General features: G+C 41.8%; 8 protein-coding genes. All 8 read right to left on the bottom strand.

Features of this window, described 5'->3' with window-relative positions; genetic code table 11:
• Nucleotides 1-50: 50 nt before the first annotated feature.
• Nucleotides 51-1340 (bottom strand): D-serine ammonia-lyase, encoded by a 1290-nt coding sequence (locus SJY16_RS02415; protein ID WP_377887471.1) that lies wholly within the window; start codon nt 1338-1340, stop codon nt 51-53.
• Nucleotides 1341-1412: 72 nt separating this feature from the next.
• Entirely contained in the window at nt 1413-2807 is a 1395-nt protein-coding gene (locus SJY16_RS02410) for a cell wall-binding repeat-containing protein (protein WP_377887470.1), read from the bottom strand.
• 155 nt (nt 2808-2962) lie between these two features.
• Entirely contained in the window at nt 2963-3985 is a 1023-nt protein-coding gene (locus SJY16_RS02405) for a D-glucuronyl C5-epimerase family protein (RefSeq protein WP_377887469.1), read from the bottom strand.
• Between the two features lie 83 nt (nt 3986-4068).
• The gene (locus SJY16_RS02400; protein WP_377887468.1) at nt 4069-5442 is read right to left on the bottom strand and encodes a cell wall-binding repeat-containing protein; all 1374 of its coding nucleotides are present in this window, start codon (nt 5440-5442) and stop codon (nt 4069-4071) included.
• A 69-nt stretch (nt 5443-5511) separates the two neighbouring features.
• The gene (locus tag SJY16_RS02395) at nt 5512-6918 is read right to left on the bottom strand and encodes a cell wall-binding repeat-containing protein (protein ID WP_377887467.1); all 1407 of its coding nucleotides are present in this window, start codon (nt 6916-6918) and stop codon (nt 5512-5514) included.
• Nucleotides 6919-7191: 273 nt separating this feature from the next.
• A complete protein-coding gene (locus SJY16_RS02390; protein WP_377887466.1) occupies nt 7192-8625 on the bottom strand; it encodes a cell wall-binding repeat-containing protein in 1434 nt (477 codons plus the stop codon).
• 183 nt (nt 8626-8808) lie between these two features.
• Nucleotides 8809-10674, bottom strand: a complete 1866-nt coding sequence (locus SJY16_RS02385) for an LTA synthase family protein (RefSeq protein ID WP_377887465.1) — start codon at nt 10672-10674, stop codon at nt 8809-8811.
• Between the two features lie 144 nt (nt 10675-10818).
• Complete coding sequence (locus SJY16_RS02380; protein WP_377887464.1) at nt 10819-12702, bottom strand: C40 family peptidase; 1884 nt, start codon at nt 12700-12702, stop codon at nt 10819-10821.
• Nucleotides 12703-12901: the final 199 nt, after the last annotated feature.

Raw genomic sequence — 12901 nt, 5'->3', positions numbered from 1 at the left:
TTTCACTGCGGGGTCAGGATGGGGCCTGGCCCCATCCTGACCCCACTCTCTTACAATTTCCCTTTCTCATAATCCGCTTTCCACACATCTTCAGGAACCAGCCTACCACCCGTTGCCCACACAACATGAGTCCCGCTTCCACCTTCAGCCTGTTTTGCAACATGAACCGGTCCAATCATGCCAGCGAGCGCAGATGGCTCAAGCTTGATCCCCTCTGCGTCATACAGCAGATGCAGTAGACGGTACAGCCGCTCATCGTCGATCGTATACACGCCATCGATATATGTCTTTACACGCTGTCCTACATACTTCGATGGTCTCCCCACTGCAAGTCCATCTGCAGCAGTTAAGTTATCGATTCCGAAATCCTGAACACATACCTTATCGTGTTGGTCCGTCATAAGACCAATTAGCATCGAGGGTGAGTGCGTCGGCTCAGCGAAATAACAATGAACGTTGTGACCAAATACTTGATTGAGTCCAAAAGCAATGCCACCCGGGCCACCTCCTACACCACATGGAAGATAAACTGTGAGAGGATTTTCTTCATTAACCTGTACGTTCAGTTCATCTAGCTGCTTCTTCAAACGGAGAGCCGCTACTGCATACCCCATGAATAGATCCTTCGAGTTCTCATCATCGATATAATAGCAAGTAAGCTTTTCTTCACACTGCGAACGCCCTGCATCTACCGCTACGCTAAAATCACCTTGATGCTCAACAACTGTTGCACCCTTTTCTCGTAATAAATCCTTCTTCCACTGCTTCGCATCACTCGACATATGTACCGTAACGTTAAATCCAAGTTTTGCAGAAAGAATTCCGATACTTAAACCTAGGTTGCCGGTGGATCCAACCATGATGGAAAAGGCAGAGAAAAACTCCTTATACTTTTTGTCAGCTAGGATTCCATAATCATCGTCTTTTGATAAGATATTGTGTCCGAGTGCGAGGTCCTCTGCGTGCTTGATGACTTCATGAAAGCCACCTCTCGCTTTAATACTCCCTGCGATTGGAAGGCGATCATCTTGTTTCAGTAGCAAATCACCGTTTATAGTTGCACTGTATTCCTGTTCAAGAGACTTTTTCATCTCACCTATTTCTGATAACGGAGATTCGATGACCCCATCTGTTTCAGGGAAAATCTTTTTGAAATAAGGCTCAAACCGTTTGAAACGAGCTTCCGCTTCCTTGATGTCTTCTAGTGTTAAATCAAGCCCGGAGGGCGATAACCCCTTGCTAGGATTGCTCCAAAGAACTTCATTATATTGAATAAGGTCATTTAGTAGAGGATATTCTGTTTTCCATAACTCTAAGGATTTACCTGCAATTTGCATCATGACTAGCTCCTCCTTTGTAAATTGTCACGCGGTGGTGCCTGGATGGGGCCTGGCCCCATCCAGACCCCCACATCAATACAATTCCATAATCTCTTCTTCTACACTCTTCTCGACAACCCCTGTTCCACCGAATATGGTGAAGTTATATTTATCATTCTTCTTGATATAATCCGCAGTTGTCGAAGCAAGGTGACTCTTCTGTGTTAGAACCATCGGCTCACTGAATTTCGCTGCTAGAACTGATCCTGTCAGTGCATCGGCGTAACTCGTACCTGTTGCTAAGTTAAGAGACTGTGAATCTCGTCCAAAGTATTCGGCAATGGCAACGGAAGTTTCATATCGGTCACTTCCTGCTAAGCGTTCCGCTTTTGGCAATTCCCCAAGTACGTCGTCTCCTATAACTCCTGTTCCACCGACTGCAAATGTGCTTTCATAATTCGATAGTGCTTCACTTGTGGCATTAGGTACGTTATCCCTTTCAGTCAATAAGATCGGCATCGATAACTGTGCAGCCACTGGCGCTATCGATAGCGCGTCTGGAAAGCCCTTTCCATATGCCACAACAGCAGACTCCGATGCGGGCATTTCTTCAGCGATAGCGGCCGCTGTGTCATAGCGATTCTTTCCTGAGATTCGCTCAACTTCGATGTCTAACTCAGTTTCGATGTACTGTTCAACTTCCTCAGAAATCACACCTGTTCCACCAACGATCGTAACATGTTCTGTTTGTAGAATCTCGAAAGCTTTCTCCGTAACGGTAGTGAGTTTGTCACCTTCTGTTAAAAGAATCGGTGCCTCCAAATGATGAGCAAGAGGCGCACCCGCGAGTGCATCAGGGAAGTCGTCGCCAGTAGCTAGTACCACATTCTTTGCTTTCCCATCGATTCGCTCATGCATTGCTATTTGGACCGCTGTGTCATATCGATCTTCCCCAGCGATTCGATCAATATAAGGCTCAACTTCATCATAGACTGAAGCATGTAACTCGTACTCTTTCCCATTATTAAGGTTCTCACGATCAGTAGCTTCTATGTAATACGTACCTGGAGCTAGAGAATACACAGCACTGAAGCTGATTTCATTCGACTCATGACTAGGTTTGATTTCTTTCATATTGGAATCATATACATTCGTATGTAAATCCATCTCTGACACTTCACCATCTGTCTGATAGATTGAAAGTTCGACTTCACTAGATTCACTGACTTTCAGTTTAAAAAGGTCCTTATCTTTATCAGTTAGCGTCCCTCTCATATAATCCTTTGTCTTCTGAATCGTTTGATTCGCTTCTTTAAACGAATCGTTCGGTTCCTTTTCGTTGTAGATCGAATATTCCCCACTCGTTAACGGCTCAATGGTGGCGCTTTCCTTTTCAACGTTAGAACCTGTAGTAGCAAGAACGGATGGACTAATGATTAGACTTCCAGCAAGTAAAGCAGAGATGATCCCTATCGTTTTATTCAACATGTTCATTCCTCTCGGGTAATAGTTTATGTAACAATTTCAGTCTCACTTAGTACTAATACCCTTACATGCCATTCATTAACATAATAAAAAAAGAGAACTAGACAAAAGTCCAGCTCTCTCTTATTTACTATAAACATTTTCACATGTAAGAAACCTTAAGCTTCCTCTGTTAACTCAAAGTCATCCTTAAATTTCGACCCTTCGTTTTTAAAGAAAGGATCCCCCGTAATTCTAGACAAGTTATTAAGTTGACCGATATGAATCATATGATAACGGTCACTTTGCACATGATGGTCGCGGCAATAATAACTGATCTCACCCTCTACCCTGTATTCAGGCAGGTAATGTTTCACAGTCGTGATTGCTCCTTCCAAATAACGCTTTACTTCCTCATCTTCTTCCATTAAGTAATAGTCATACACACCAAAGATCGCAAATAAAAATCCATTCAATGCATGAGTTGGTTCTTCCCGAGGAAATTCTTCCATCCATAAATAACCGTCTTCATCGATTAAAGAAACCCAGACATCATTCTCACGTTTTACGTTTTTCAAGCTCTGGAACGTTTCATGGGCCGCTTCAAGGTATTTTTCTTCACCGGTATAGTCATACAACCTTGTAAAAGTAGAAAGGTTTTGACCTTGCGTCATAGCTGAAAACCAAGGACCTTTCATAACGTCTTCACCAAATCCATGGAGATCAAAATTATTATTATAAGGAAAATAGAGACCACCATTATGCTCTTCAGCCATTTCTAAAAGCTTGTCTCCATGTAAGATTGCTTTTTCGAGATACGCTTCATCATTTTTCTCTTCGTAACTAATTAAAAATGATTTGGCATATCTACCAATTTTCAAGGGATGATAGTACAGCTCTTCCCCTTGCTTATACATCACAATACCGTTCTCATCAGTTGGTTCATCAATTTCTAACGGTACCGCTCCCCCAATGTAAGGAACCTTCTCAGCTGGTAGTTCTTCCATTTCATATGAATCGATTCGAAAACCATAGTCTTCATTTATTTCTGCTCTATGTGTTAGTTCCTCAGAAGTTGTTGATTCATCGGAAGTAACGCTTGTTTCATCACTTTTTGATTGATTGAATATAACTATTCCTACTATTATCACGAGTGCAATCGTTAATAGTAGGAATAGATTCTTCTTTACAGATTTCGTCACAATAATATCCCCCTAGATCATACCGTATATGTTTCATACGCATTAAGAGAACCAGACGATTGTCTGATTCTCAATGTCATCAATTATTTTTTCGCAATAATTAAATCGATGACGTCGTCGTAAACGCTACTCGAAATTGCTCCTTCTCCACCAAGAAGATTATATTTGTATTTATGGTTATTCTCCAAATATTCTTTCGTTGATGGATCTAAGTGATTTTTAGTAGTCAGTAGCAGCGGTGCTCCTAATTTAGCAGAGAACAAAGAACCTGAAAGTGCATCCGCGTATCCTGCTCCAGTTGCTATGTTAGCTGCAGGTCTTTCCCAATCAAAGTATTCTGTGATTGCTACAGAAGTACTGTATCGATTTTTTCCTGAAAGACGCTCTGCAGTTGGCAGATCTTCAAGGACATCTTCACTGATTACACCAGTACCTCCAACAGCAATTGTTTCTTTATAGCTCTTAAGTGCTTCTTCTGTTGCTTCAGGTACGCTGTTCGTTTCCGTCAAAAGAATGGGCATCTTATTTTTCGCTGCGTAAGGTGAAATAGAAAGAGCATCAGGGAAGTTCTTTCCATAAGCAACCACTGCCTTATCTGACTGAGGAAGCTCAGCTGCTACCGCCGCCGCTGTAGCATAGCGGTCTTTTCCTGAAATACGATCAACGTTAATATCAAGTTTCGTCTCAAGGTAGTTTTCAACCTCTTCTGAAATTGCCCCTGTGCCCCCAATAATGGTTACATTCTTTGTTTTAAAATCTTTTAATGCTTGTTCAGTTGATTTAGGGAGTTTGTCTTTTTGAGTTAGTAGAAGTTCCGCATCAAGATGATAGGCTAAAGGGGCACCCGAAAGTGCATCTGGGAAGTCTTCACCCGATGCAAGGACAATGTTTTCCGCATAACCATTTGCTCTAGATTGCATCGCAATTCTGGCAGCAGTTTCATACCGATCAGATCCTTCTCTTATAAAAAGAGATCCTTCGGGTACTTCTGTAACATAAGCCAATAAATCATATCTTTCCCCATTGTTAATATTCGTAAGGTCTTGCGCTTTAACATAATAGGTACCTGGCTTAATTATAAATTGTCCATCAGAAGCCTCAACAGATTGATAAGGATGAATTTCCTCCTTGTCACTGTTATAAAGAGCAATATCCATTTTCATTTCAGTTCTTTTTCCATCTAATTGGCCAATGAATATACTTAAATCTCGATACCCTTCACCAGTAACTTCCAACTTGTAATAGTCTTTATCACTTTCAGAAAAGGTCCCATGAATAATAACTTCGTTTGATAGCGTTTGATTCGCACTACTAAACGTGTCATTGAGCTCCACTTCGTCTATGTAAGTAAATTCATTTTTGTCGTTTGGCAGATTCCCCTCCGCCTGTACGACTGGTCCTGCTAGTAGACTCGTTGCCATAATGACTGAAGAAAAGATTCCGATCGTTTTTTTCACTAGATTCGTGCTCCCTCCTGTTTAATTGTTTGTTGGTGGGGTCTGACCCGTTCCAGACCCCACACATTATTAATTCAATAAATTCCAGATATCCATCTCTACATCTTCAGAAACGGCTCCCTCACCACCAAGAATCGTGTAATAGCGTGTTTCATGGTTCTTAAAGTAAGTTGCTACAGAAGGATCTAGTTTATCTTTCGGTGTTAATAGTAGCGGATTGGTGAAATTAGCTGCTAACAAAGATCCAGTCAACGCATCTGCAAAGCCTTCTCCAGTTGCAACGACTGCAAAGTTTTTATCATTCTGAAATTCGTTTGCAATCGCTACAGAAGTAGCGTAACGATCGTTTCCTGAAAGACGTGTTGGTTCAGGCAATTCATTTTTGAATACGTTCTCGCTGATAACACCCGTTCCACCTACTACATAACTTTTCTCATAGTTTTGTAGTGCTTTCTTCGTAGCTTCTGGCACATGATTTGTGTCTGTTAACAAGATTGGCATCCCATTTCGAGCTGCCTCAGATGCAACTGATAGGGCATCCGGAAAGTTCTTTCCATAAGCGACAACCGCAGTGTCTGTCTCTGGAAGTTCAGCAGCTACTGCAGCTGCCGTTTCATAACGATCTTTTCCTGAGATTCGATTGACTTCTAGACCAAGCTCTTCTTTTAAGTAATCTTCAACATCAGTAGAAACGACGCCTGTTCCTCCAACGATCGTAACTTTTTTAGCTTCTAGGAAGTTTAATTCTCCCTCCGTAGCGTTCGGAAGTTTATCTTTCATTGTTAATAGAATAGGGGCTTCAAGGTGATATGCAAGTGGCGCGCCAGCTAGAGCATCAGCATAATTAGCACCTGTTGTAAGAACAACGTTATCTGGTTTTCCGCCACCTTCTAGCGTTTGCAGATAAGCGATAAAGGCAGCTGTTTCATAACGGTCCTTTCCTTTTGCTCGATCGATATAAGGTATTTCATGAACTACGAGTCCCTGAGAAAGAATGTATTCTTCGCCATTGTCCAAATTAGCTAAATCCGATGCTTCTATATAATAAACACCCGGTTTTAGTTTATATAATCCATAAAAATAAGCATCATTTTTATCTGACCTGTAAGGTTCTACTACCTTCTCACTAGAATCATAGATTGTAATATCAAAATCCATATCCTTCACTGAATAATCTTCTTTAAACAGTTCTAGTGAATAATTAACTGGCTTTTCACCAGTAATCGTTACTTTATAGTAATCTTTATCGTCCTTTGTAAAAGTTCCTTTATAATGTTCTTCTAACTCAATCGCATTCGCATTTTCAAACGAATCATTCGGTTCTTGCTCCTGAATTACTTCATTTGAACCTTGTTTACTAGCTTTCTGTGCTTGCATCTTTTCAAAACCATCGCTATTGGCAGCGTTCGCAACCGGGCACGCTAGTATACTAGCTACCAACAGAAGCGAGAATAAAATACTAATGATTTTCTTCAATAGATTCATTCCTTTCAAGGCTTAATAATATTCCAGTAATTAACTCTTCACCCACTATACTACACCCTTTTTGTAATGTAAACGTAACAAAAGTAATTTTTGTAATATTTTCAGAAGGGTTCAACCAGTATTAAAGCAACAACACTCCAAATCCTCGTTTTTGCTCCCGCATAGTAAAAAAATATAACTAGAGGCATAATTCGATGCACACCAAAAAAACGAGCACCCATTTAGGATACTCGTTTTCTATTAAACGATTATTCATCTTACCTATTATTCAAAAACACTCCAAATATCTTCTTCCACACCTACACCTACAGCGCCTGTTCCACCAAGCACTCTAAAGTAGAATGTATCGTTGTCGACGAAGAACTGTTTCACCTTCGGATCAAGCTCTTCTTTAGGAGTGAGTAACATTGGCTCGTTCATCGTTGCTGCATACACTGATCCTGATAAGGCATCTGCGAAGCTTCTACCCGTTGCAAGGTTAACGAATTCTCGGTCTAGCTCAAATTCTTCTGCAATCGCAACAGATGTGCCATAGCGGTCTTTTCCTGAAATTCGATCTGGATCAGGTAGTTTTTCAAAAACCGTATTGCTGATGACTCCTGTTCCACCAACAACGATGCTACTATCATAATTCCGAAGCGCCTTACTCGTTGCTGAAGGGATGCTATCCTTTTGTGTTAATAAAATCGGCATCATGTTTTGAGCAGCTACAGGGGCCATGGATAAAGCATCAGGGAAGTTCGTGCCATCTGCAACGACAGCTGTGCCAGTTGCGAATGGGAGTTCATTTGCGATCTTCGCAGCCGTATCATAGCGGTCTTTTCCTGAAATTCGATCGACTTCGAGTCCTAATTCTTCTTCAAGATAGCGCTCGACCTCTTTCGAAACAACTCCACTACCGCCGACAATCGTGACATGAGTCGTATCTAGCAAATCCATAGCTGTTTCAGTATATTTCGGTAGTGAGTTCTTTCCTGTTAATAAGATCGGTGCATCCAATGAGTATGCGAGTGGAGCCGCCGCTAGCGCATCAGGAAAATCACTTCCTGTCGCAAGTACTACGTTCTCTGTCGAATAGCTACCGTGAGAGCGAATCGCTATTTTTGCAGCCGTATGGTAACGATCTTTCCCATTTATACGCTGGATGTATGGTTCTGGGGCATAGACAAACGCATTTAAGAGATATTCTTCTCCAGTAGTAAGGTTAGCAAGATCTGATGCCTCAAGATAATAGACACCTGGGTCTAGTGTAATACCAGCTAGGTAGCCATACTCATCAGAAACGTCAAAATCCCCTTCAAGCTTTTGCTTATCTTCATTATAAAGATTTACGTTAAGCTCCATCTCTGTGCCTTCTTCTTCAGTTGAAAAGAGAGAGATAATGAAGTCTACTTCTTCATCTCCGGTAATTTCGATTTTATAGTAGTCTTTATCTTGATCAGCAAACGTTCCTATTACATAGTTATCAAGCTCGATCGCGTTTGCTTGATCGAAGCTATTATTTGGCTCTTCCTCTTCATAATCACCGAACTCATTGTACCCTTGTAGTTCGACAGTTTCATCAAGACTTCTTTCTTTCATAAGTTTCTTTACGCTTTCTAAATCTGGATGATCATTTGTAGCAGCAGAAGCAGCTGGGCTTGCTAACAAACTTGCAGCCACGATAACGGACGACATTAGACTCAATACTTTCTTCAATGCTTTCATTCCCCCGAATATAATGTTTTTTGGAGATTTAACGAAATAAGATAACGCCTATTTCCCGGCAGCTTCACCTTCCATTTCTTATTGCTAAGAGGATTATATACGAGATTCCAAATAATTACTATCTCTTTTTTTCGATAAATTTCTCCATCAAAAAAGCACCTAAAAAGGTGCTCTTTATAGTGATTCTTCACGTAACTTTATTAACCTTTCGAGAAGGTTATTTTCTAAAACTTTATCCGATATCTCGATTCGCTTTTTGATTCGCTCATATCCTTCACGGCAATTCTCGACGTCTACCGTTTCACCGCTCTCAGTTCTCGAACATGTTCCTTTCGTGAACTCTCCTGTTGGCGACATGTCGAACGAGTAGGTTTCACCGAAGAAGGTATATGTTGGGAAGCCGTGTCGAAATCCGACAAAACCTTTTTCTTTCGTTGTGAGGTCCGTACCAACATGATAGATGGAATCCTCTAACCCTAGTAAGCTAGTGATTGTCGGCTTAATATCCACCATACCTCCGATGACATTGTTCACTTCGCCTTCTTCTTGACCAGGATAATGAATCATGAGTGGGACGTGGTACATTTCTTTACGATCGAACGTTACTCCGATTAGTTCATCTAATTCCTTTTTCTTTTCAGGCAATAGCCCATAATGATCACCGTAGAATACGAATAACGTATCTTCCCAAAGACCTCTTTCTTTCATTTCATCGATAAAAGTCCCTAGCGTTTCATCCGCATACTTCGTGCTCTGAAGGTAGTCTCCTACAGCTGTATCCTGAAAACGTTCAGGTAAATCGAGGTATTTCTTTTCTTCTGGTAATTTAAACGGTCTATGCTGGCTTAAGGTGATGAAGAAATTATAAAATGGTCCATGTTCTGCTTGTTGCTCGTAGATGTCGACGAGCTGACTGTACATGCTCTCATCAGAAATACCCATTCCAAGAGTTTCGCTGCTATCGATTGTTTCAGATGTCGCATTATAGAATTGATCGAACCCTTGAGCTGGATAGGCAGCCTTTCGATTCCAGAATTCAGGATCATTTCCGTGAGCTACGCTAGTCTGATAGCCTTCCTCTCCAAGAACGATCGGTAATGAACGAAAAACTCCCGATTCATAAGCCGTGTATCCACTTTCTCGTTCCGCGGGAAACAAGGAGTTGTTCACAATGAACTCCGCGTCTGATGTGTTCCCCTTTCCGATCTGTGTGTAGAATTGATTGTAATAGAAGCTTTTTTCGACAAGATCATTCAAGTTAGGGGTAATTTCTTCCCCCTCTACTTCCATACCGATCACAAAGTTATTCATGGACTCCCCTTGAACAACGACGACGTTCTTCCCTTCGGCTACGCCAAAATAAGGGGATTTTCCGCTCTGATTTTCAGAAAAGTACTGATTGATCGCTTCGAGCTCTTTAATCGATTCGCCTTGCCCCATCGCAGGTGCGACCTTATTTTCATTAAAATAAATCGTGCTCGCATGTAAATGAGCCGGCAGAATCCCTGCTTTCGCCACCTTATATTGATCACTGTACTGACTTTCGATCGAGAAGGTTGAAATCACCGTTAATAGAATGATTCCAACGACTAGAAAGCTAGAACCTATCAAACGATTTTTCACCGCTTGTCGTTTTACAGCCATCATGATCAATAAAGGGAGTAATACAACAACGTCCACGAGGTAAACGATATCACTGCGTTCGATGAGGGTGATGATAGAGTCCCCAACTTCCGCTGTTTGGCCCGCCTGGTTTAGTAGCTCCAGTGATAATAGGCTTGAATAGTAACGCTCATATAGCACATCGCCATAGAGTAAGAACGAAACGAGCAAATAAAGTGAGAATGCTAGAAACGCATATCGCACTTTTCCAGACATCACTTGGAAGCTAACTAATACGAACGTTAGCGCAACCGCCCCTAGAAAAATAAGCCCCGTATGAGCTTCTCCTATTATTTGATGTGAAAAGTAACTGTTTTTGAATGTCCATCCCATAAGAATGAGGGAGGACCAAAGAACGATATATATGTATTTAGACATGAGAAAATTCCTTTTTTTACATAGATTTGTATCATATTGTAACACAAATTTTACAATCGATTAACAAATCTGATTGGATGATGATAATAGTTTATTAAAAACATATAAAAAGACCGACCTACGAATAGATCGGCCTTCTTCCTATTAATGAGCTCGCTTCGCACCGAGGTATCTCGGTGACCAGTAGCTTGAGTTCATGTTACTGATCGTAACGCCTGTAGAAGATCCAGCGTGAATGAACTTATTGTTTCCGATGTAGATTCCACCATGTGATGCTCCTGGTTTATATGTTTCAAAAAACACGATGTCCCCAACAGATGGGCTGCTGACTGGAGTCGTCACATTCCACATCTGTGCCATTGTTCGCGGCAAGGAAACCCCCTGCTTCTTGAATACGTAAACGAGAAAGCCGCTACAATCGAAACCTGATTGCGGCGTATTGCCTCCCCACGTATAAGGAACACCAATAAACTCTGATGCATCTGCGATCAGATCCATGACGCTGAAAGAACCACTACCTGTATCTCCAGAACCACCGCCATCATAGGAAGTCCCTTGCTTCAGCTTCTCCCATGTCGATGAATCAACGATTCCGTTCGCAGTCAGCTTATTACGAGATTGGAACGTCTTCACAGCACTTTCAGTAATCGGTCCGAATGCGCCATCTGTTGCACCGTTGTAATAGCCAAGCGCTTTTAGCTTAGACTGAAGTTCGACGACGAGCTCCCCTTTTGAACCAACCTTGAGAACATCGTCATGAGAAGAATCCTGTGCTGGAGGATGAACCGCTGGACTAGTCGTGTTGCTCAGCGTATCGAGCGTTTCCTTCGTTGCTGTTCCAGTTACGGTAAGATCCTTCGCTCTTTGAAAGTCCTTCACAGCTTTTTCAGTAACGGGGCCAAAATATCCAGTTACACCTACATGAAACGTACCTGCGGTTTTGAGGTCTTGTTGAAGCTTAACAACGTTATCGCCACGTGAGCCGACTTTCATCACTGAAACCGATTGTGTTGTCGTACCTCCACGCGATTTCAATGCATCGACTGTCGCATCATCCGCAACGCCTGTCACAGAAAGACCGACGACACTTTGGAACTCTTTCACTGCTTTTTCAGTAATCGAACCAAAGATGCCATCGACTTTGTAATTGTAATAGCCGCGATCCTTAAGCCCTTGCTGCAGAGACGTGACTGCACTTCCACGTGCACCGATCGTGAGGCCAGAAACTTTTTCTTCTTTCTTTTTCTCTACTTGAGTTGATGAAGTTGCAGAAAGCTTGTCTTTTGTTTTCCCATCAACGACGCCCGTGCTCGATAAGCCATTCGCGCTTTGGAACTGCTTTACTGCTTTCTCCGTGATTGGTCCGAAGATTCCATCCACTGCATAGCTGTAATACCCTTTGTTCTTCAGCTGTTGCTGTACTGTTGAAACTTCAGCACCACGTGCGCCAACTTTCAACGAATCAGCCTGCTGGGAAGGTTTTGTCGTTTTCGTCGCGAAAGCATTCACTGCATTTTCTGTCGCCTGATCGACGATTCCAGTAACTGAAAGACCCTTCGCCTTCTGGAATTGCTTCACAGCCTTTTCAGTGATCGGTCCGAAGATCCCATCGACGTTATAATTATAATACCCTTTGTTCTTCAACTTCGTTTGAAGATCACTCACCGCCTGGCCACGTTCACCCATCGATAGTGTTTGAGAAGAGGTAGAAACAGCTTTTACAGTAGCTCCTTTCAATGCGCTAAGAGTCTCACCATTTGCAGTACCTGTTACTGGTAATCCTTTTGCTTTTTGAAAATCGCTAACGGCTTTCTCGGTGATCGGGCCAAAGTATCCTGTTGACGTATGATATGTAAAGTAACCCTTTTCTTTCAAAACGTCTTGCAGTTCTTTCACATCGGAATTGTTCATTCCGAGCGTTAATTCCTGATTACCAAGGGCAGCTTCTACTTCCCCGGCTTGAACATAAAAAAAACCAGACAAAAGCGCTGATCCAACTACCGTTTTCTTTAGCGTAGAACCTTGCATGTACATCCCCCTTAATGGTTTCACTGCATGACAGACCGACATTTACTATTTAACAATATCGGCTATAATTCGCTAAGTTTGAATAGTTTCCCTTTAAAAAGTGCTAAATTTTTATACAAAAAAGGTTATTTATACGAATAGTGGCGAATTATGGTAGTTAGTAGTAGGTAAAAAGACATAAGAAAAGCCACTGCCCTCT

The organism is Alkalihalobacillus sp. R86527, from assembly GCF_042466185.1.
Taxonomy (GTDB): Bacteria; Bacillota; Bacilli; order Bacillales; family Guptibacillaceae; genus Guptibacillus.
Note: the sequence above shows the minus strand (reverse complement) of the source record. Positions and strands in the feature narration are given on the sequence as shown.